The organism is Ornithinibacillus liuyingii (genome assembly GCF_055550225.1).
In genome coordinates, this window is sequence record NZ_JBPWOS010000012.1 from 90820 (window position 1) to 112897 (window position 22078).

Genomic DNA, 22078 nt, shown 5'->3' on the forward strand with positions numbered 1-22078 from the left:
TGTCACATACAAAAGTAATAGATAAATAATAAAATTGGATGTGATGATGTATGAAAAAGCCTAACATTGTCGTTTTAGGTGCAGGTTATGGCGGAATGATGACTACTGTAAAATTACAGAAGTCATTAAATGCTAGTGAAGCTAATATTACTCTAGTAAACAAAAATGACTACCATTATCAAACTACATGGTTGCATGAAGTATCAGCTGGGACAGTTCATCAAGATCAAGCTAGAATAACGATCAAAGACGTTATTAATGAACATAAAGTTAACTTTGTTCAAGATACGGTTGTTGAAATTAAGCCGAATGAAAACAAAGTAAAACTTGAAAATGGCGAATTAGATTACGATTATCTTGTAATTGGTTTAGGATTTGAATCAGCTACTTTCGGTATTCCTGGACTAGAAGAGAATGCGTTAATGATTAACGATATTAACTCTTCTCGCTTAATCAGAGAACATCTTGAGTTTAACTTTGCTGAATATCACAAAGACCAAAACCCTGCTCGCTTGAACATTGTTGTTGGTGGTGGCGGTTTTACCGGAATTGAATTTGTAGGAGAATTAGCGAACAAAGTTCCTGAGTTATGTAAAGAGTATGATATTGATAAATCACAAGTTCGAATTATCAATGTAGAGGGTGCTCCTACAGTGTTACCGGGATTTGATCCAGAGCTAGTAGAATACGCGATGAATTCACTTGAAGCACGTGGAGTTGAATTCATTACCGGTGCACTACTTAAAGAAAGCAAGCCAGATGCCGTTGTTTATGAAAAAGACGGCAAGCTTAATGAAATTCCAACACTTACAACGGTTTGGGCAGCTGGGGTTAAAGCTAATACAATCGTTGAAAAATCAGGCTTTGAAACAAATCGTGGAAAGATTCAAGTACGTCCAGATATGCGTGCACCTGAATTTGACAATGTATTTGTTATTGGAGATTGCGCATTAATTATGAACGAAGAAAGTGGTAGACCATTCCCACCAACTGCACAGATTGCGATTCAACAATCTGCTACAGTTGCTCATAATTTAGTATCACTAGTTAAAGGACACGGAGAGCTTGAAGGCTTCGAATTCAAATCACTTGGTACATTAGCATCTCTAGGTCATAATGATGGCATGGGTGTAGTATTCGGTGATAAGAAGCTATTCGGTTGGAAAGCTACCTTCATGAAGAAAATGAGTGATAATCGTTACCTAATGAAATTAGGTGGAATTGGATTATTACTGAAAAAAGGTAAGTTTAATTTCTTCTATTAATTCAATATTGTAATTCAAAAGGAGCAAAGGCGTTCGTATTTCGTCTTTGCTTTTTTTATGAATTGCTTATAGAATTAATTTGTATGTAACTAAGGAAGAGGGGTTTACATAAATTGATCCAATTAATTGTATCGGTTATCTTATTTTTTGTTATATTTTTCGGAATAGCATTTATTTTAAATATGCTACTTAGAAGAACATGGCTAATGGCATTTATTTACCCATTTATTGTCTTACTAATTGTCGATAATATACCTATTGGGGATTATTTTTCTTCTCCAGGACAAGCATTTTCTAAGGCATTTAGTGAATTATTCTCCATCAACACATGGGATGTAATCATATTATCTGCTGGCTTTTTAGGTACCATTGTATCTGGATTTGTTATTAAATTCTTACGTAAGAATGGTTATCAGATGTTTTAATAGTGTTTTCCGAAATGTTAGCGTTCTATTCAAATGAATAAAATCTTACTAGATTGGACATGATGACATCCAGAGAGGTGTTATTATTGAAAATCAGTAAAATGATGAGAAGAATTGGCATGACAGCTTTATTTCTGCTGGCATTTTGGACAACATTATCGAGTATTTCCAATGTGACTTATGCAGATATAGCAATCATGCTACATCAAGACCAGGTAGCTTCTGCAAGTAATTATGAAGCAAAACCTGCTGAACATAGAAAGATAGCTTTACAGGAAAAAACGTTAAAGGTGCTGTCAAAACAACAGCATTATATTTCAAGTGAACAAATCGAAGGACCAAAAACAGTTGAAGAAGCAATCAACATAAATAATTACCCAAAAGCAACCGTAATCGCCACAGGATATACAGCAGGAGTGGAATCAACAGGAAAGCATCCTGACCATCCACAATATGGAATTACGTATTCAGGTGTTAAAGTTAAGCGGGACTTATATTCTACAATTGCAGCAGATTTATCGATATATCCAATTGGTACGATTATGTGGATTCCAGATTATGGATTTGGTGTTGTTGCGGATAAGGGTGCTGCCATCAATGGTAATAAAATCGACTTGTATTTTCACACTGTAGAGGATGTTTACTCCGAATGGGGTAAACGTGAAGTTGAGGTCTATATTATTGAAAAGGGCTCTGGAGAATTATCGGAAGAGGTATTACAGAATCTTAATGAAAATAAAGCGCTTCAAGTATTCAGGGAACAAATTAATAAAAGCTAGATATGAGAAAAGGAGGTAACTGGAATGCCTCCTTTTCTCATGTATTAATAAAAATTATTAAGAATAAGTGCGACGAATATACCGGTAATAGCCCCAAAAAATACTTCTATTGGTTTATGACCTAGTAATTCCTTTAAATCCTCTCGTTTTTCATATGTCCCTTTATTTTCCCAGTTCTTAGCACCTTCAACTAGTACTTGAAAATCTTTTACAAGTTGATTAAGTAATGTTGCATGTTTCCCTGCGTGTCGACGTACACCTGAGGCATCGTACATCGTGATAACACTAAAAACAGCAGCTACAGCAAATAATGTTGAATCAAATCCTTCTATGATCCCGATAGCGGTAGATAAAGACGTAACTGCAGCAGAATGACTACTTGGCATGCCCCCAGTGCTAAAAGCGAGACCTGGAACAAATTCTCTTGTTGCCATAAAATGAATAGGAATTTTAATAACTTGGGCAAATACTATCGCAGATAATGCTGCTATGATTGGGAAGCTAGAAAAAAAATCCATGATGAGTTCCTTTCAGACATATTTTTATGATTGTTATTTTATCATAGTCTGCGCTTAAGTAGATATAATTTATGCGGAAAAATAAAAAGAAGAGGTTAAAGTGACCTCTTCTTTTGACAGGTTATGATAATCTTGCTGTTTTCCATTTCATCGGAATACGATTAGCTATACGAACTGTAAAAACGGCGGCTAAACAAGATAAAGCAACATCCTTAATCAAAAATGGAACCATACCAATCCAGGCGAATTTATAGCTAATTGACAAGTTTAACCATAAATTCATGGAAAAGTACATAAATGTAACACCTATCAAATAATTAATGGTTAATCCTATTAAGGAAGCTATTACATATTTTGGAACAGATGGTTGGTTAGAACGTTCTGTTATCCAACCTGCAACAAAAGCGACAATAATGAACGATAGTAAGAAACCGCCAGTAGGAGTTATTAGTTGCATCGGACCTGCTTCCATTCCAGCAAAAATGGGTACACCCGCAGTCCCAACTAATACATATGTAACCATTGCTAAGCTACCTAATTTTTTACCTAACATTAATCCTGCTAAGATAGAGAAAAACGTTTGTAGTGATAATGGTACTGAAGTTCCACCAATCGGTATTGCTAGAAATGGAAACCATACAGCAATATTAGCCCCGATGGCCATCAAACAGACAAATAATGCTCCAACAGTTATTTCTATTGGTTTAATATTCCTCATCGTTAACACCTCTCCTATAACTAGAATAAAGAGAAGAGGGGAGATTGTCAACTTATATTTTAAATGGTTAACAATTAGTAGTGTGAAAAAATAATCCTTATCACTCTATAAGTGAAAAAGGATTATTCTAATTCTCCCTATTATGTTACTACCGCTTATGATAATGAATGGTACCTTATTTAATTGCTGCTTCTAAGGCGATTTCCATCATTTCATTAAAGGTTGTTTGTCGTTCTTCTGCAGTTGTTTCTTCACCAGTAATAATGTGGTCTGAAACGGTTAAGACAGACAGTGCTTGACGATCGTATTTAGCAGCAAGGGTGTATAGTGCTGTTGTTTCCATCTCAATAGCAAGCACCTTGTATTTTGCAAGCAGCTCGTTCACTTCCTTAGCATTATCACGATAGAACGTATCACTTGTAAATACGTTACCGACACGAAGATTCATCCCTTTTGCCGTTCCTACCTCAAATGCCGTACGTAATAGATCAAAATCTGCTAGTGGTGCATAATCAATTCCATTAAAAATAAGCTGATTCATTCGGGAATCTGTCGTAGAGCCCTGTGCTAAAATGACATCTCTCACTTTAACATCCTTTTGGATAGCACCACATGTACCAACACGGATTAATTTCTGAACATCATAGCTTTGAATTAATTCATTCACGTATATAGAAATAGATGGGACTCCCATTCCAGTACCTTGGACAGATACCTTTTCTCCCTTATATGAACCGGTATATCCATACATACCACGGACTTGATTATATTGCGTAACGTCTTCTAAAAAGGTTTCTGCAATATATTTTGCTCTTAACGGGTCACCAGGAAGTAATATTTTATCAGCGATTTCCCCTTTTTTTGCTCCTATATGTACACTCATGTCATTTCCTCCTATATTGACTAGTCAAAAATAAAGTTATCATAACCGTTCCTTAAAAACAATCTATTTATGATAGACTTTTTAGTTTCCATACGAAATAAAATTGTATATAATAAATATAAGTTCAATTATTCACGAAGTAATTTCGTATAATTGATAAAAAAGTACATAAAATTTGTACAAGCTAATATATATGTTGGAAGGATGAATAGCATGAAAGAACAATCTTTTAAAATTACTGCAGATACAGGTGTACACGCTCGCCCTGCTACTTTATTAGTAAATAAAGCTGGTCAATATCAATCAGATATCGAGCTTTCGTACAATGATAAGACTGTTAACTTAAAGTCTATTATGGGCGTTATGTCATTAGGAATTCCTAAAGATGCTGAAATCAAAATCACTGCTAATGGTAGCGATGAAGAAGAAGCAATTCAAGGGATTGCAGAAGTAATTAAAGAAAACTTAGGTGAGTAATTAAAAAAAGGCTGTCTTCATAAAGGCAGCCTTTTTGATTTCATAAATTGTATGTTTACTGGTTATGGTTATCATACAAGATGGGACATATTCCTTGAAATCATAACCTTATTTGTTATGATGTGTTCCGTTCTCGTAATATTTTCCATGATAATAACTTTTCTCGACAGACGCTAATGCTCGTAAAGCTTCTTGGTTATAGGCTGTATCTTTCCGCTTAAGTTTATCGCTATATTGTTCCACCGCATTTTTTAGAGACTCACCATAATCTAAATCTGGACCTGCATAACGGGTAACAACATCCTTAAGGACGTTTACCTTTTCAAATTGGCTAAGGGCTTTCCGTTCGTGAAACAGCACATTTTCTACTTGCTTCGGATGATGCAGGTCTCCTTGCATTGGATGCTTTACAACTGCTAATGTTTTGACTAAAAATTTTTCGTTTCGATCTTCGATTATTTCTCCTATGTAAATTCCTGATTTATATGGAATTTGGACCATATCGCCTAAAGAAAAATCACTCAACTAAAAACAACCCCTTTCTAAGACTCATTGTGCCAAATTTTTAACAAATTGGCGAACATTTTAATTTGCTTTATATGCCTTCTGCAAATTTGATATACTGATAAGAAGAAGGACGTGATACATATGATGCCGTTTTTATATTTTCCTGAGGACAAATCAGAATATATCCCTGCAGTCATTACCTTAATTATTTTTATGATTGCAGCAGCTGTAGCATTTTATTTTTTCTATAAGCATTCTAAAAAGCAAGAACAAAAGTTTAACTCAGAATACGAAAGTCAATTAGATGAGAATAAGAAACCAAACTAACAGAGCAGCGAAGTAACTTGCTCTGTTTTTTTATAATCCATACATAAAAGACTGTGCTGATTCTATGTTTACACACTCTTTTTTTGCGAATACTATTTTTATCATGCAAAAAGGGAGTAGTGGATATGCAGTATGTACGTTTAGTCCTTTTCATGCTTTTGTTAGTAGCAGGTTGCCAGAGTACTGTTGATACAACGAAAAGCGTGGAGATGTATAATGCATCAGGAGATATGGTTGGAACGGCGCAACTGACAGAGTCTCCTGATGGTGTAGAAGTTAAATTAAAGCTTGAAGGGTTAACGCCTGGCTTTCATGGAGTTGCTGTTCATGAGTTTGCAAAATGTGAGGGGCCAGATTTTAAGTCAGCAGGAAACCATTTAAATCCAGAAGGGACAGAGCATGGACTCATGCATCCTGAAGGACCACATTTAGGTGATTTACCGAATGTGGAAGCGGATAGTGATGGCCTTGTAGATGCAGAATTAATGCTTTCTGGGGGAACCTTAAAGGAAGGGAAAGATTCGTTATTACGAGGTGAAGGGACCTCCTTAGTTGTGATGGAGTTACAAGATGATGGGGTATCACAGCCAGGTGGAAATGCAGGTACTAGAATAATTTGTGGAGAAATAAAGTCAGGAAAGGGAGAAGAACCGACAGAATCTCCAACAGACCCGACTGAATTGAATGATACCCAAGACGATTAGTGGGTGAGATACATTGATAAGAATAAGATAAAACCGAATGATGCTCGATTGCCAGAACGGGGTCGATGCTACTCATTCGGATTTTTCTTTGCTTTTATATACTGAAGCCCAAGACTCGGCCAATTTATTTATTTATTTATTGCTGCAATGATACGATGAACGCCTTCCTCTAGTATTGTTCGTGGGCAGGCGATATTCATTCTCATAAACTTCTCGCCTTCTGTTCCGTATTCAAATCCAGCATTTAAGCCGACTTTAGCTTCTTCGTTAAAGAACTTTCGTAACCCTTTAGCGTCTAAATTTAGGGAACTACAATCAATCCATACTAAATAAGTCCCATCCGCCTTAGATACTGTTAAATCAGTTTGAGTTTCTAGTGTTTCTTTTACGTATTGATAATGGCTCTGTAAAAGTTCGCGAAGTTGATCAAGCCATTCTTCTCCATGATTGTAAGCTGCTTCTAGCGCAGTATTGCCCATCGTATTTAGACCATGAAATCCTTGAATTGCAAATTGCTTTTCCAGTTTCCTCCGCATTTCTTGGTTAGGGGTGATTGCATAAGACGCTTGTAGTCCAGCTAAATTAAACGTTTTAGAAGGAGCCATGCAAGTAACGGTTCTATTGGCTATCGATTCAGATAGTGATGCAATAGAGATATGCTGTACATTCGGGAAGGCTAAATCAGCATGAATTTCATCAGAAAGGATTAACACATCATATTTTTCACAAAGCTTAGCAATTTCTTCCAATTCATCTCTTGTCCAAACTCTTCCAACAGGATTATGTGGGCTGCATAGAATAAAGGCCTTAACCCCTTGTTTGAATTGCTCTTCTAAGTCTTCAAAGTCAATATGATACTTATTTTCAGAATATAAGAGTTGATTTTTTACAATTACTCGGTTATGTGCTTCAATTACTTTATAGAAAGGTGTATATACCGGTGTCTGAATTACTATTTTATCCTCAGGTTCCGTTAAGGCTTGTACTGCCATATGTAAAGTTGTTACAACACCAGGACTAAATGAAAGCCATTCAGATTGAATATTCCAGTGAAGCCTTTTAGAAATCCAATTGATGATGGATGATTTTACCATATCATCAACAATTGTATAACCATATATACCATGCTCTGCACGGGCAATCAATGCTTGGTTAACTGCATCTGGCGCTTGAAAATCCATATCTGCAACCCACATTGGTAAGACATCCTCTGATTGAAATAGATTTTTAACCATATCCCATTTGACAGAGCGAGTATTTTTACGGTCATGTATCGTTTCAAAAATTTTCATCCAAATTACCCCCTATAGTATGTATTACTGTTATTATAACGCAAAAAAGAAAAAAAAGAGCAAAGCGTTTGAATACGCCTTGCTTACAGGGGGAATACGAGAAAGTCTTACGGTAATAGTTATACCCGTTTTCATTAAATATAAACATGTTTCATCAATTTTTTTTACGTCTTTTGAAACCTTTTAGTAAACATATCGTTTACTTATATAGAGATAAGAATTGGGGGATGAGTATGTCTGATGAACTAATATATCAATCAATAAAGGAAAATAAACAAGAAGGCTTCAAGCAGTTGGTTACCCACTATAAATCCACTGTCGAACAGATTGCTTTTCAGTACGGATTGGATCAAGAGAACATAGGCAGTGTTGTTCAGGAAACGTTTGTTAAGTTGCACAGAGGAATAGATCGAGTAGAACGACATGACTTATCGGGCTCTCTTTATCGGGCTACTATGGATAGTTTGAAAGATTATCGTAGGATACAAACTACTATTACTAATAATAATTCTTATAAGATGTACGGCTATTACTTTGAAAATTTAGATCATATGGTTATTCAGCATGCTTTAACTAAATTAGATGATAAGTATAAAATCCCAATTATATTACATCACTTTCATCAAATGACCTTGGAGGAAATATCATTCATTATTAAAGCGAATTCAGACATGTTAAAGAAGTTGATACCACAAGGAATGCAATTACTTCATGTGAATATAGAGAAAATGGATGCTAAGGAAACATCAATAGATTTTCATCATGTAAAACTATCAGACATGCTTGATGAAATGGTATATTCCTATGAACGTTTACCAGAGTTCACACAGATTCAGGAGTTGCTTAATCAAGTAGAAATGGTCGGGCAAAAACAGAAATGGAGAAAAAGCATTCCTATTCTAGTTGGAATAGTTGGTTTAATCCTTTTTTCTTTTCTTTCCGTTAATTATATACAAGGCGAAAGGCAGCGCCAGGTTTTAAAAGAGGAGGAGGCTTCGGCATCCGTTGATAGTGAAATGGATGATTTGGACAACGAGGAAGATAACCAAGGATTAGATCCAGAATTAGAAGCATACTTCGAAGAGGCTAAAGAGAGGCTTGCAGAGGAACTCGGGATAGAAGATATTGATACATTTCCAACAGTAACAATGGTTGAAGGTTTATTAAATGAGCTGAAAAGTGATCCTACGTATTATCATGATGATACTAAGTCTTATATTGAAATGCTTCTTCAATCACCTTCATCGCTAAAGGCTAAATTGGATCCAAACGCTATAGACAGTGTGGATTATTTATATCAATATTTTTATTTAGTATCAAATTATGAGTATGCGTTTCAAGAATATTTAAATCAATTACTATGGGATTATGATATATCAAAAGATGACTATGAATCTATTGTGTCATTACAAGAAGGTGCATCGAGTTATAAAGGGTCTGAAAAAATAATAGAATTTATTGATGTTCTAGGTAAACAAGGCTATATCTTAACTACAACATCAGAACAAGATGCACTAACGCTTACGGTAAAGTTCTCTATTGAAAATCTAATCCAATACATGGAGCATGTTGGATATTCTGATGCTTATATTGCTTATGTGAAATATATTTCGAACAAGGAAGACCAAGATTGGAATAGATGGGAGAGTTTCGCTGCATATGCGTTAGAAGCAGAAGAGCTTTTGAGTACGTATGAGGATTCGTATTCGGCGTTTATCCGGGATAGTATTATAGAGGATATAGAAAGTTATCTACATAACTATCTTAGATTTTGGGAGAATACGATCGTAACAGAAGTAGAAAAAGAAGAATATAATCAATTACTTGCAAACCACCCGGACTCTATTCTCTCACAGGTAGTAAAGACTACGATGAGGAATTGGGAAGAGAATGATTGGAAGAGAACGGAAGATGCTATTCGTATATATGACATGAGATTACTTTTTGATAAAAGATATCAACATATTAATTATGAGGATACCTTAATTCTGGATAGCTGGCCATTTACTCCAACAACGTCTACCACATATGAAAGTTATTCAGAAGAATTAAATCAAGACATGTTATCGGAAGAAAATCCTATGGAAATCGTATCATTATATGCGTACGCTAGTGTGAGAAAAGATACAGATACAATGTCTTCCTTAATCTACTCAGAAGAATTATTAGATAGTGAAGAAGAATCGTTAGAATGGTTCGAATTACGAAATTCAGGTGCTTATGCATTAACCGAATATCAAACGGAACATTCTGCAGTTGTATTTATTGTAAACTGGGAAGGAGATCCTTATTTTACAATAAATCTCGATAAAGATAACGGGGTTTGGGTAATAACGCAAATACATAAATAAAGATGTAAGAATAAAATTATGTATAAAAACCGAATGATTAGAGTCTTGTGCTAATCATTCGGTTTTTCTTAAAATGCTAATTAATTTTTCCTACTTCTTTTCGATTATTTTAAACGTTTTTCAAGTTCTGCTTTTTCAGCTTCAAAACCCGGTTTTCCAAGTAATGCAAACATATTCTTTTTATATGCCTCTACACCAGGTTGATTAAATGGATTTACTCCTAATAAGTACCCACTCAAAGCACAAGCTTTTTCAAAGAAATACACAAGATATCCAAATGTGTATGCGTCTAGTGCCGGTAAATCAATAACAAGATTAGGTACCCCTCCATCAGTATGAGCTAGTAATGTACCTTGGTATGCTTTGTCATTAATTTCATGAATCGTTTTACCAGCTAGATAATTAAGCCCATCAGAGTTGTTTTCTTCCTCTTCAAGTGTCATCTCTAATTTTGCATGATTCACATGAAGGACGGTTTCAAATAGATCACGACGACCTTCTTGGATGTATTGTCCTAATGAATGGAGGTCTGTTGAGAAGTTTGCAGATGTTGGGAAGATACCTTTTTGATCTTTACCTTCACTTTCACCATAAAGCTGCTTCCACCATTCAGAGAAGTATTGTAGTCCTGGCTCATAATTTACTAGCATTTCGATCGTTTTACCTTTATTATATAGAACATTTCTGACTGCTGCGTATTGATAAGCGATGTTTTTCTCAAGAGAAGACTCGTTGAAATCATTCATTGCATCAAGTGCACCTTGCATGATGTCATCTACATGAATCCCGCTAACAGCAATTGGTAATAAACCGACTGCAGTTAATACGGAGAAACGTCCGCCAACATCATCTGGAATTACGAAAGTTTCATATCCAGAGTCATCGGCTACCCCTTTAAGTGCACCTTTTGCTTTATCTGTTGTAGCAAAAATACGTGATTTAGCTTCTTCTTTTCCATATTTCTCTTCTAGATATTGCTTGAAAATACGGAAAGCAATAGCAGGCTCTGTAGTTGTGCCACTCTTAGAAATAACATTAATGGAGAAGTCTTTACCTTCAAGAACATCAAATAATTCCTTCATATAAGTGGAGCTCATATGATGCCCTACGAAAATGATTTGTGGAACATTACGCTGCTCTTTAGATAATAAGTTTTGGAATGAATGGTTTAGCATTTCAAGAGCAGCTTTTGCCCCTAAATAGGAACCACCAATCCCGATAACAAGTAAAATATCAGAGTCATTTTGAATTTTTTTAGCAGCGGCCTTTATTCTTGTGTATTCTTCTTTGTCGTAATTTTGCGGTAAATCAACCCATCCTAAAAAGTCATTTCCAGGACCAGTCTTGTTATGTATTGCTTCGTGTGCAACGGTAACAAATTCAGCTAAATTGTCTAGCTCTTCCTTATTAATGAAATCTAGTGCATGTTGATATGAAAATTGTATATGTGACATGGTATCCTCCTTTTAGATATTATTATAAAGTAGTTTCATCATATAGAAAATCAAAATACATAGGAAGAGGCTCCTGCCATCAATATTAACGAAATGCAGGTAATGTTGATGGGAGAAGCCTCTAGCTATCAAGTATTAGTTTTTAAATTCGGATTGTTCAATCCATTCTTCAAGTTTTTCTTTTAGTGTATTGAACCCAGAAGTGTTTTCTTCAAGTTTTACTGATTGTTTAGCTGGAGCTTGAGGCTTAGCTTGTTTCTTTGGTGGTTCTTCCGTTGCACGGATAGATAAGGATACTTTATTTTTCTCCTCATCAATATTTAGAACTTTAACGTTAACTTCATCACCAACAGAAAGATGATCATTAATATCTTTCACGAAACCATGTGTTACTTCTGAGATATGAACTAATCCTTGTACTTCATCGTTAAGTGCAACAAATGCACCATATGGTTGAATACCTGTTACTTTACCAGTAATAATCTGACCTACTTCAATCTTATCTGTCATGCTGAACATCTCCTATACCTTCGTTTCTTTTCACACAATAAAATATTATACCATACATATTGGATTAGGGCAAAATATTATCTTTCCCATGGTATGGAAGTAATTAATATGTCTCCCTTAACTAGTAACAATTCCCGTTGAGGATTAAATATCCATTCACCATCTCGCTGAATGCCAAGTAGAAGACGGCCATTCTTTTGTAATGGATTTATGATTTCATGGAAGGGGTAACCAACCCATTCTTCCGGCACTTCATAATGATGAAACTGTTGTGCATCTAAAAAGTGAATAATCGTCTCGAAGGGTTTAGAGTGGGCTTTGAATACTTCTTGATACAATAGTGCACTCATGAAATCATTTGGGCGAAGAATGGTGCTTGCTCCAGCTCTTTTAGCATTATCAATTTGATTATATGTCATAACCTCTACGATTATAGGGACTTTGTCATGATTCCCTCTCACTGCAACAACAGTTAAGATAGACTGATTATCAGCTTGTTTTTCGCTTTTATGATCATCGGCCGTAATGACGACTCTTTCTGCTTCCTTAATATTCGCTTTTTGTAAGAAGTAATCATCCGTCGGGTCACCGTGGATGAAGTGGATTGGAAAATCCCGATAGGACATTTGTGAAACCGTTTGATCAATGAGGACGATTTCTTTTTTCGGATCATGCTTTAAAATTCTGTTCATCAAAATTCGCGATCGTTCGTTCCATCCTACGATAATAATGTGATGGTTTCCTTTATAGGCAACTTTGCCTCGGGATAAATCTGATTCATGTTGAACTGTGGCAGCTGCAAACTGGGTGATATAAAAGGTGAGAAGTCCACCACCAGTTAAGATAAGGACAATCCCAATGATTCGGCCCAATTGTGTTAATGGTACATAATCGCCGTATCCGACGGTTGCTCCCGTTACAACTGCCCACCAAATCCCGTCAAAAATAGTTGGAAATTGCTTCGGTTCAATGAAGTGAATAACTGTGCCGAAAAAGAGCATGACCAATAAGATGGTTAGAAATAGCCTAACTAGTATTGGAAGACGAAAGTAAATATGCTTAAACAGTTCAGTGTTCATATGCTCACCTAATTAATTCTGTGTCTCATTAGTATGTGCTAATTTTGGAGAACTATAGAGAAAAGAAATGGGAGAATAATGTTTGGAGTAAAGAAAAAGCGAATGATTGTACATCCAGGCACATTCTGAAAATATACCAATGGTTCCGTTCCGTATAGACATATTTGTGTTAAAACATCACACTTTCTATACAAACTAGAAGAATAGTGAAAATCCACGTGGGGATTACACACCTTGGAGTTTACATATATATCAGAAAAACTTAGCAAATCATTCGGCTTTTTCAAAAACAAGTTTCGTTTCATTCTTACGATAAATTAGCTAACTTATTTTTCAAGCTTTTATACACTTCGTTCCATATTTTTTCGTCTGATACGAATTGTTGTGTCATTGTTTGAATCATTTCATTAAACTTTTCTTTAAATTCAGCCGCTTCTTTATCTGGAAGCTCTGTGCGAATAGTATTCACAAATTGTTGGACAGATTCTGCACGTGGGCCCCATTTAGCCACCTCATTTCCAGACTCATCGATAAAGATGAAAATAGGGATAGAACGAGATTTTCCATTCGTTAAATATTGATCCATTAATTCAAGATTTTGGTCTCTCAGAATCATACGTACCTCCATATTAGTCTTCTCTGCTAAATGAAGTAGTATAGGGGTATTTAACATAGCATCCCCGCACCAATCCTCGGTAATTACAATTACACGAAGGTGTTGATTCGTTAAAGTTGAAAAGAATTCTTCGTCCTCAGGTAGTGTAAACCTTTTATAGATATGTAGAAGATTTTCCTTATGTGATTCCATTGTATCGATATATTCTTGATGAGGGATGGCTTTATTAAACCAATTATTTAAGCTCATATAACGACCTCCAATTTCTTTTTGATAATTCGATTTTAATAATAATTGATCGTTTCCGTAAATAAAAGTGCTCGACATCGGACAATTTTGTTATGATTGTAGTATCGATACATAGAAGAGGAGTTGAGATAGGTTTGGAAAAAACGAACCAAGAATTTTTACTAGAATTATTAAAAACACCATCACCATCTAGTGATGAAGTGGTAATTCAACGGAAGATGCGTGATTATTATCAGTCATTTGCAGATGAAGTGTTGACAGATAATGCTGGCAATGTTATTGGAGTCTTGAATCCGGACGCGCCTTTTAAAGTCTTGTTAGCTGGTCATTGTGATGAAATAGCTTTAGTTATTAATCGCATTGATGAAAATGGTTTTTTACATTTTGATAAAATGGGAGGGATTAATCCCAATGCAGCTGTTGGTATGAAGACGACAGTATTAGGCTACGGTAAAACGGTGACAGGAGTTATAGGAGTGAATGCTCAACACCATGGCGGATTGAAAAGCGATTTTGGCTTAGGGGATTTATTCATCGATTGTGGCTTCAGCACAAAAGAGGAAGCGGAGCAATTAGTCCAAATAGGGGATTTAGTTGTTTATAAAACCGAACCTGAAATTCTAATGGATCGCTATGTTTCTGGAAGAGGCTTAGATAATCGAACTGGTGCTTTTATTGTGGCAGAAGTGTTAAGACAACTAAAGAAAAAAGGATGTCAGGTTGGAGTATATGCTGCAAGCACTGTAAATGAGGAAACTAATATGGGTGGTGCATATTTCGCTGCAGCAGGAATAGAACCAACGATGGCTATTGCATGTGATGTGACATTTGCTACAGACTATCCTGGTGTCAATACGAATAAATATGGGGATATTCGCCTAGAAAAAGGGCCAGTATTAGCAAAAGGAGCCCCGATAAACCGTAAAATGAACGAATTATTAGAAAGGGCAGCTAAAAAGCTAAAGATGGATGTTCAATATGAATTAACACCTCGTCATACTGGAACAGATGCAGACAAGATGCGTTATACTGGTAAGGGTGTACCAGTATCATTAGTATCCTTACCACTCAGGTACATGCATTCACCAGTAGAAACAGCAAGTCTACAAGATATGGATCAGGAAATTGCATTATTAGTAGAGATGATTGCGGATTTAACCGGTGAAGAAAGTTTAAACCCTCTAGATTAAGTTAATCTAGGCCACTTGCTTTGAAGGATGCTCACCTAGGAATATGATATACTCTTATAGCAGTCTGATGGTTTTACGTGACCATTTAGACTGCTATTATTAATTACCGTAAAATAGAACGAGTTAATTGAAGCAGAAGTGTTGCCAATTTGCCACTGTTACGTTAATATGGTTATATAAATTTCATATCGATTCCACTTCGGGGCAGGGTGTAATTCCCGACCGACGGTAATGAACAAATGTTCTAAGTCCGTGAGCCGTTTGTGTTTTTTTAAATGGTTGACCTGGTGAAAATCCAGGACCGACAGTTAAAGTCTGGATGGGAGAAGAGGTCGAGCCGAATCATGGTACAGTTTATGTGCCTTTATTTCCTATTGATTATGATGAACCCTAAAGCCCCGATTAGGTCTGGCTTTAGGGTTTTTAATATTTAGGATTAGGCTATCCTTCATCACGATTGGAATCGATAACTAGATGAAGGAGGTATTGATGATGCAAAAAACAACGATGCAATCATCCAACTTAGCAAGACTTATTATTTTATCCTTACTTGGAGCGGTGTCCTTATTATTATTCTTTCTTAATTTCCCACTTCCGCTATTACCAAGTTATTTAAAGATTGATTTTAGTGATGTGCCAGCTATTATGGCATCCCTTATCTTCTCGCCACTTGCAGGAGTAATCGTTGTTGCGATAAAAAATGTATTATACCTAGCAATAGGTGGGGGAGAAATTGTAGGAGTCACAGCTAACTTTTTAGCAGGTGTGTTACTCGTATTACCGATTGGTATTCTTTATCATAAGTTTAAAAATGTAAAGAGCGTTGTATCTGGCTTAATTACAGGAACTATTATTATGGCGATTGGTTTAAGTGTGTTTAATTACTTTATACTTTTACCGGTGTATGGATTAATGATGGGGTGGGGAGAGATGACCCATTCTGTGAAGTTAGGTATGGTGTTAGTTGGTATCCTACCGTTCAATGTAATAAAAGGAATTATTATCGGTGCATTATTTGTGCCCGTATTTATTAAAATGCGACGTTGGATAGAACAACAACAAGCTAAATTTGCATAATCTAAAAAGGCTGATCCTCTTGGATCAGCCTTTCTTTGGTACTACTCCTACCGTACATCTAGATACACAGATTAAATTTTCTTCTTCATCAACAATATTAACCTCCCATACCATATAGGATCTACCTACATGTAAGGGTTTTGCTTTTGCCGTTACGATTCCGTCACGCTTACTTTTAACATGGTTGGCATTTATTTCAATACCAAATACATGATATTTCTCCAAGTCAACATGTAAACACGCCCCTAGGCTTGCTGCAGATTCCGCTAGTGCAACACTAGCCCCTCCATGAAGAAAACCTAATGGCTGATGTGTTCGTTTATCGACTGGCATCGTCATGACGACTAGTTCCTTCTCCATCGACACTGTTTCAATGCCAAGTGACTCCATTAATGTATTCGTTAATTCCATCTGAACTCTCCCCCTTATCTTAATTTTAAGTAGTTCTTAGATGAAATAATGTATTAATAAAGATAAACCTAGTAAGAACCCGTATATCGTATTTGTCTTAGCAGTTAACTGCATAGCAGGCATCATTTCTAGAGGCTCTGTTTTCCCTTTAAATCCTTTCAATACTTTAATCGTAGGTATAACAGCGATTAAGGTTAGGAGTGACCATAAAGGTAAAAATCCTACGATAATTAAATATGCGGTAAAATAAAATGCAACAAAAAATAGTAATCCTAAAAAGCGCACTGCATTCTTTCGACCTAGTAGAATGGCAAGTGTTTTACGTCCTCCTTTTTCATCCCCATCTAAATCACGAATATTATTAGCTAGCATAATACAGCCAATAAAGATAGCGACTGGAAAGGAGATAAAAATAACAAGACTATTTATTTCTCCAGTTTGAATGAAGTAACTGATTCCAATAATTACGGTACCCATTAATAGTCCAGAAAACAACTCTCCAAACGGTGTAGTCGAAATTGGTAGCGGCCCACCTGTATATAGATAGCCGAATAGCATACAAACAAGACCAATAACAGCAATCCACCAGCTCGATACCATACAAATATAAATTCCTAATAAAAGTGCAATACCATAAAATACTAAAGCTAAGCGTAGTACAGTTTTTGGATGAATTCCGTCACGGACAATAGTACCACCAATACCAACTGATTCTTCGGAGTCTAATCCCCGAACATAATCATAGTACTCATTAAACATATTAGTAGCAGCCTGAATTAAGATAGAGGCTAATAACATTGCTAGAAATACTGGAATTTGAATACCATCTGTATTTAATGCAATCATTGTACCGATAAATACAGGTACGAAAGAAGCTGTTAATGTGTGTGGTCTAAGTAGTCTCCACCATACCTGAAAGCCATCACGCTCATTTAAGGCTTTCTTGATATGATCTTTGTTGGTTGCCATAATTGTAATCCCCTTATCTTTCAATATCACTATAAGTTTAGGCAAAAAGCGAGGGAGTGTCAACGAAGTTAAGAGTCTTATAATAGAAATAAGTAGTGAATGTGGTCTAATCGGATAACAATAAAGGAAAAGTCTTATCGAATAAAGTGTCACAATATAATATGGAAGTAATCCATCTACTACCTTTCAGAACCAATATAGTAGTTTGGCACTTGATTTCTTGAGAAACGAGAAAAAAAGGAATAGAATAAAATGGGACTATTACGTACTAACGGAGGGCAATCAAATGATAGAGGTTAAAGAGGAAACAATTGAATCTACTTTAAGAAAAGTAATACAAGACTTGCTTCCCTCTGAATCAAGACTAGTAAGTTTCACAAAGAGAATAAAATATATTGATCCCCTTCATTTTTTTGAAGCGGGTACAAATTTACATATGGATCGTTCTTTCTGGAAAAGTACATTAGATAAGTTTACACTAGTCGGAATTGGGACTGCATATGCAATTCAAGCAAATCATTCCCATCAATTGAAGGAGAAATGGGATGCTTTGGTACAAATGGCCATTATTAATAATCCTTATCACGTACCAGGAACAGGTATAACTGCAATCGGCGGAATGGATTTTGATCCATTAAAGCCGAGAACCGTTTTATGGGATAAATTTGCGACCAACGAACTGTGTATTCCAACTTTCCTATTAATGGAGAAAGAAGACAGTGTTTATTTAACTATAACGGTATATGTCAATGGAGAAGATAATCCTGAAGTAATTGCAAAGCAGCTAGGTGAAAAAGAAAGGTTCCTCACGTCCTATCGAGGGGATGGATTGTGTAAACCAAGTCTTGTCTCGAAAGAAGAAGTAAATCGGACCAATTGGAAACAGACTGTTCGTAAAGGTACGGAATTTATATCCTCTGGTCATGCTAATAAAGTAGTATTAGCTCGAGAGCTAAAGCTAGAATTTAAAGAGCCTATTCATGTTACTACAGTCATACAGGACCTAATTGTATCGCAACCGACAAGTTACATCTTTGCCTTTGAAAAAGCGGGTGACTGTTTTATAGGTGCCACACCAGAGCGATTAGTGAAAGTGGAGAAGGATGCGTTATTGTCTACTTGTTTGGCTGGAACAGCACCTCGAGGTAAGACAGATGAAGAGGACCAAGCGATTGGGGAGCAGCTGCTGTATGATCCAAAAAATCGTGAAGAGCATGATTTTGTAGTTCAAATGATTAAAAAATCATTAAAGGAATTTTGTAAGGAAATGCAAGTCCCAGATAAACCAGTACTATATAAACTAAAAAATTTGCAGCATTTATATACACCGGTTAAAGGGATCTTTAAAGAAGGAAATAGTGTCTTTGATGTGGTTGAAAAATTACACCCTACACCTGCCTTAGGAGGAGAGCCTCGAGAAGCAGCTCTACAGTTCATTCGAGAGCATGAGTTACTAGATCGAGGATGGTATGGAGCGCCTATTGGCTGGGTGGATAGTAATCAAAATGGAGAATTTGCGGTTGCTATACGTTCCGGTCTTCTTAAAGGAGACAAGGCTTCTTTATTTGCGGGTTGTGGTGTAGTAAAAGAGTCGGATCCGGAAGCTGAATTGGAAGAAACAGGTATTAAATTTTTACCGATGCTGAATGTCCTAGGAGGGTAACATACATGAATCATATTGAAAACTTAACTAGATATATAGCTAACTTTGTAGATGAGCTTTCTAAAAGTGGTTTAACCGACGTCGTTATTTCTCCTGGATCACGATCAACACCGCTTGCGATGACCTTTGCAGAACACCCAGAAATTAAAGAATGGATTGTACTGGATGAACGCTCTGCGGCCTATTTTGGACTAGGATTAGCAAAGCAAACGAAACGTCCAGTGGCACTTGTTTGTTCATCAGGAACAGCTGCAGCTAATTATTTTCCAGCCATAGTGGAAGCACATCAAAGCAGGGTTCCATTACTAGCATTAACTGCTGACAGGCCACATGAACTGCGAGATGTTGGTGCTCCACAAGCAATTGATCAAATCAAACTGTTTGGCGATTATGTTAAGAGTTTCCATGAAATGGCACTACCAGAATCAATTCCTTCTATGCTACAGTATGCTAGGACAAGAGCAGCTCGAGCGGCAAATGAAGCATTAACAGGTAATGCAGGTCCAGTTCATTTGAATTTCCCATTCCGTGAGCCATTAATTCCTGACTTTTCATTAGAAAATCTCTGGGGTGAACCTTTACAGGAGCCGTATACGATATGGCACGAGGGACAAAAGCGGCTGTCTGACAGCTTTATGAAACAATTTGCAGCCAAATTATCCTCCTTTAAAAAAGGGGTGATTGTCTGTGGTCCCCAAGTTAAGGAAGAATTAGCAGAAGCAGTATCTCTCCTTGCTGAATCGTTTGGATTACCAATTATAGCGGACCCGCTTTCACAAGTAAGGACAGGTGAACATGCTACTAATAATATAATCGAAGGATATGATGCATTTTTACGTAATGAGAAAGTAAGGAATGCATTAAAGCCAGATTATATTCTCCGTTTTGGAGCAATGCCTGTTTCCAAAGCATACCTTTTTTATGTAAAAGACCATATCGATGTTAATCAATACGTGGTAGAACATCATGAAGGTTACAGAGAACCAGTAGGGAATCCAACTGAATTTATTCTTGCGGATTCAGTTTCGTTCTGTTCAGATCTTCTAGAAGAAGCTCCCACGATTATTGCTGAAGATAATGAGTGGTTAGCACAATGGAAGCAGATGAATGAGGTTGTGAAAAAGCATATAGCAAAGGTAGCGGATGGATCACTAACCGAGGGTGAAGCAGTCAAGACGCTTGTGGAGATAATCCCGGATAATAGCAGTTTATACGTAGGGAATAGTATGGCGATTCGTGATGTTGATACATTCTTAATGACAAGTAAGAAAAAACTCACGCTTTTAGCGAATCGAGGGGCAAATGGTATCGATGGAATGGTGTCTAGTGGAGTTGGAGCAGCAGCCTCAGGACAACCCGTCACCTTATTATTAGGCGATCTATCCTTCTATCATGATATGAACGGCTTATTAACAGCTAAACATTATAATCTCAATATAACCATTTTAGTCGTAAATAATAATGGTGGAGGTATCTTCTCATTTTTGCCACAGGCGTCTAATGAAAAGCATTTTGAGGCATTGTTTGGTACGCCATTACATATTGAATTTCAAAAGGCTATAGATATGTATGGGGGTTCCTATTATAATCCTACAACTGCTATGGAACTAAAAGAAGCATTACAGTCTAGCTATAAAGAGAAAGGATTATCGGTTGTAGAAGTGAAAACGGATAGAACAGATAATTTTCATTGGCATAAAAAACTGTGGAGTGGAATTGAGCATGAAATTCTGAAGACGGTGATGGAGTGAGAGTACGAATAAGAGATGCTAGTTATTGGTATGAAGTATACGGGGAGGGGGAGGCTATTGTACTATTGCATGGATTTACTGGTAGTACAAATACCTGGAACCAATTTATAGAAACGTATCAGCACCAGTTTAAAATTATTGTGATTGATTTACCCGGCCATGGACAAACTTTAACACCATCCATCACCTCAATGGAGCAGTGCTGTCATGACATTCATGTACTATTAAATGAAATCGGTATACAGCAATTCCACTTATTGGGGTATTCGATGGGAGGGCGAACAGCATTATCGTATTCGATGTTTTATCCAGAGCAGCTAACATCACTCATTCTAGAGAGTGCCTCACCTGGTCTTTCGTCGGAAGAAGATCGCAACAACCGGAAGGCGAACGATGAGAATCTGGTACAGAAAATCGAGCGAGAAGGTGTAAGAGCTTTTGTTGATTTTTGGGAAAACATACCTTTATTTCAATCACAAAAAGCGCTACCTCCTAAGGTCAAAGAGGCGATTCGACAGGAAAGACTTGGACAGTCTAAGGAAGGTTTAGCGTTATCGCTAAGAGGAATGGGAACTGGAAGTCAACCGAGCTGGTGGACGAATTTAGCTACCTTTCAAAAACCTGTACTATTGATAGTTGGGGAGCTAGATGATAAGTTTATACGGATTAACCAGAAGATGTGTGAATACTTACCTAATAGCGAAATGCGGATTGTGAAAAAAGTTGGACATGCAATTCATGTGGAAGAACCCTTTATTTTTGGTACAATAGTAAAGGAGTTTATTTTAGCAGATAAGATAGAATAGCTAACTTATACATCTGCATAAGAAAAATTCATTCGTTACATGATGGTTTTTAACTTT

The 22078-nt window shown here is 36.5% G+C and carries 23 protein-coding genes and 1 riboswitch; of the genes, 12 read left to right on the forward strand and 11 right to left on the reverse strand.

From position 1 onward, the window contains the following. The first annotated feature begins 50 nt into the window (after positions 1-50). The 3 genes from ACSKT4_RS15960 to ACSKT4_RS15970 all read left to right on the forward strand — a co-directional run bounded on the left by ACSKT4_RS15960 (position 51) and on the right by ACSKT4_RS15970 (position 2469). Positions 51-1265 (forward strand): NAD(P)/FAD-dependent oxidoreductase, encoded by a 1215-nt coding sequence (locus ACSKT4_RS15960; RefSeq protein WP_186870915.1) that lies wholly within the window; start codon positions 51-53, stop codon positions 1263-1265. A gap of 113 nt (positions 1266-1378) precedes the next feature. Next, positions 1379-1690 carry a YuiB family protein gene (locus ACSKT4_RS15965; RefSeq protein ID WP_186870914.1) on the forward strand — a complete coding sequence of 104 codons (312 nt, stop codon included), beginning with the start codon at positions 1379-1381 and terminating at the stop codon, positions 1688-1690. 86 nt (positions 1691-1776) lie between these two features. Next, positions 1777-2469: a 3D domain-containing protein gene (locus ACSKT4_RS15970; protein WP_301332218.1), complete on the forward strand. Its 693-nt coding sequence runs from the start codon at positions 1777-1779 to the stop codon at positions 2467-2469. A gap of 44 nt (positions 2470-2513) precedes the next feature. Here ACSKT4_RS15970 and ACSKT4_RS15975 read toward each other — a convergent pair whose 3' ends face one another. The 3 genes from ACSKT4_RS15975 to deoD form a co-directional block, all read right to left on the reverse strand. Continuing rightward, on the reverse strand, positions 2514-2987 hold the full coding sequence (locus tag ACSKT4_RS15975) for a divergent PAP2 family protein (protein ID WP_186870913.1): 474 nt from the start codon (positions 2985-2987) through the stop codon (positions 2514-2516). Between the two features lie 121 nt (positions 2988-3108). Beyond that, positions 3109-3705 carry a biotin transporter BioY gene (locus tag ACSKT4_RS15980; protein ID WP_186870912.1) on the reverse strand — a complete coding sequence of 199 codons (597 nt, stop codon included), beginning with the start codon at positions 3703-3705 and terminating at the stop codon, positions 3109-3111. Positions 3706-3880: 175 nt separating this feature from the next. After that, positions 3881-4588 carry a purine-nucleoside phosphorylase gene (gene deoD, locus ACSKT4_RS15985; RefSeq protein WP_186870911.1) on the reverse strand — a complete coding sequence of 236 codons (708 nt, stop codon included), beginning with the start codon at positions 4586-4588 and terminating at the stop codon, positions 3881-3883. A 213-nt stretch (positions 4589-4801) separates the two neighbouring features. Here deoD and ACSKT4_RS15990 point away from each other — a divergent pair, with 213 nt between their 5' ends. Beyond that, positions 4802-5065, forward strand: coding sequence for a phosphocarrier protein HPr (locus tag ACSKT4_RS15990; protein WP_186870910.1), 264 nt, complete (start codon positions 4802-4804; stop codon positions 5063-5065). A 108-nt stretch (positions 5066-5173) separates the two neighbouring features. On the opposite strand, the gene kapB is transcribed toward ACSKT4_RS15990, so the two are convergent. Next, complete coding sequence (gene kapB / locus ACSKT4_RS15995; protein WP_186870909.1) at positions 5174-5590, reverse strand: kinase-associated lipoprotein KapB; 417 nt, start codon at positions 5588-5590, stop codon at positions 5174-5176. A gap of 123 nt (positions 5591-5713) precedes the next feature. Here kapB and ACSKT4_RS16000 point away from each other — a divergent pair, with 123 nt between their 5' ends. Further along, a complete protein-coding gene (locus ACSKT4_RS16000; protein WP_186870908.1) occupies positions 5714-5899 on the forward strand; it encodes a hypothetical protein in 186 nt (61 codons plus the stop codon). A 125-nt stretch (positions 5900-6024) separates the two neighbouring features. Then, complete coding sequence (locus ACSKT4_RS16005) at positions 6025-6603, forward strand: superoxide dismutase family protein (protein WP_246521715.1); 579 nt, start codon at positions 6025-6027, stop codon at positions 6601-6603. Positions 6604-6731: 128 nt separating this feature from the next. On the opposite strand, the gene ACSKT4_RS16010 is transcribed toward ACSKT4_RS16005, so the two are convergent. Next, on the reverse strand, positions 6732-7895 hold the full coding sequence (locus tag ACSKT4_RS16010; protein WP_211742668.1) for a MalY/PatB family protein: 1164 nt from the start codon (positions 7893-7895) through the stop codon (positions 6732-6734). Positions 7896-8128: 233 nt separating this feature from the next. On the opposite strand from ACSKT4_RS16010, the gene ACSKT4_RS16015 reads away from it, so the two are divergent. Next, a complete protein-coding gene (locus ACSKT4_RS16015; protein WP_465823672.1) occupies positions 8129-10246 on the forward strand; it encodes an RNA polymerase sigma factor in 2118 nt (705 codons plus the stop codon). Positions 10247-10350: 104 nt separating this feature from the next. Here the strand turns inward: ACSKT4_RS16015 and ACSKT4_RS16020 are convergent, their stop codons facing one another. The 4 genes from ACSKT4_RS16020 to ACSKT4_RS16035 form a co-directional block, all read right to left on the reverse strand. Further along, the gene (locus ACSKT4_RS16020; protein ID WP_186870905.1) at positions 10351-11700 is read right to left on the reverse strand and encodes a glucose-6-phosphate isomerase; all 1350 of its coding nucleotides are present in this window, start codon (positions 11698-11700) and stop codon (positions 10351-10353) included. 135 nt (positions 11701-11835) lie between these two features. Further along, on the reverse strand, positions 11836-12210 hold the full coding sequence (gene yugI / locus ACSKT4_RS16025) for a S1 domain-containing post-transcriptional regulator GSP13 (protein WP_186870904.1): 375 nt from the start codon (positions 12208-12210) through the stop codon (positions 11836-11838). Between the two features lie 77 nt (positions 12211-12287). Then, on the reverse strand, positions 12288-13289 hold the full coding sequence (locus ACSKT4_RS16030) for a potassium channel family protein (RefSeq protein WP_186870903.1): 1002 nt from the start codon (positions 13287-13289) through the stop codon (positions 12288-12290). Positions 13290-13596: 307 nt separating this feature from the next. Next, entirely contained in the window at positions 13597-14154 is a 558-nt protein-coding gene (locus ACSKT4_RS16035; protein WP_186870902.1) for a thioredoxin family protein, read from the reverse strand. Between the two features lie 134 nt (positions 14155-14288). Between ACSKT4_RS16035 and ACSKT4_RS16040 the strand changes: the two genes are divergently transcribed. Continuing rightward, entirely contained in the window at positions 14289-15344 is a 1056-nt protein-coding gene (locus tag ACSKT4_RS16040) for a M20/M25/M40 family metallo-hydrolase (protein WP_186870901.1), read from the forward strand. 191 nt (positions 15345-15535) lie between these two features. Next, a riboswitch (FMN riboswitch) is annotated at positions 15536-15679 on the forward strand. A gap of 157 nt (positions 15680-15836) precedes the next feature. Next, complete coding sequence (locus ACSKT4_RS16045) at positions 15837-16421, forward strand: ECF transporter S component (protein WP_186870900.1); 585 nt, start codon at positions 15837-15839, stop codon at positions 16419-16421. 24 nt (positions 16422-16445) lie between these two features. On the opposite strand, the gene ACSKT4_RS16050 is transcribed toward ACSKT4_RS16045, so the two are convergent. After that, a complete protein-coding gene (locus tag ACSKT4_RS16050; protein ID WP_186870899.1) occupies positions 16446-16832 on the reverse strand; it encodes a PaaI family thioesterase in 387 nt (128 codons plus the stop codon). 36 nt (positions 16833-16868) lie between these two features. Further along, positions 16869-17801, reverse strand: coding sequence for a 1,4-dihydroxy-2-naphthoate polyprenyltransferase (locus ACSKT4_RS16055; protein ID WP_186870898.1), 933 nt, complete (start codon positions 17799-17801; stop codon positions 16869-16871). A gap of 286 nt (positions 17802-18087) precedes the next feature. Here ACSKT4_RS16055 and ACSKT4_RS16060 point away from each other — a divergent pair, with 286 nt between their 5' ends. From ACSKT4_RS16060 to menH, 3 genes are read left to right on the forward strand one after another with little or no spacing between them, the layout of a single operon-like run. Then, positions 18088-19464 (forward strand): isochorismate synthase, encoded by a 1377-nt coding sequence (locus ACSKT4_RS16060; protein ID WP_186870897.1) that lies wholly within the window; start codon positions 18088-18090, stop codon positions 19462-19464. Positions 19465-19469: 5 nt separating this feature from the next. After that, the gene (menD, locus tag ACSKT4_RS16065; RefSeq protein WP_186870896.1) at positions 19470-21215 is read left to right on the forward strand and encodes a 2-succinyl-5-enolpyruvyl-6-hydroxy-3-cyclohexene-1-carboxylic-acid synthase; all 1746 of its coding nucleotides are present in this window, start codon (positions 19470-19472) and stop codon (positions 21213-21215) included. Continuing rightward, a complete protein-coding gene (gene menH / locus ACSKT4_RS16070; protein WP_186870895.1) occupies positions 21212-22021 on the forward strand; it encodes a 2-succinyl-6-hydroxy-2,4-cyclohexadiene-1-carboxylate synthase in 810 nt (269 codons plus the stop codon). The genes menD and menH overlap by 4 nt, the downstream gene beginning before the upstream one ends. Positions 22022-22078 lie beyond the last annotated feature (57 nt).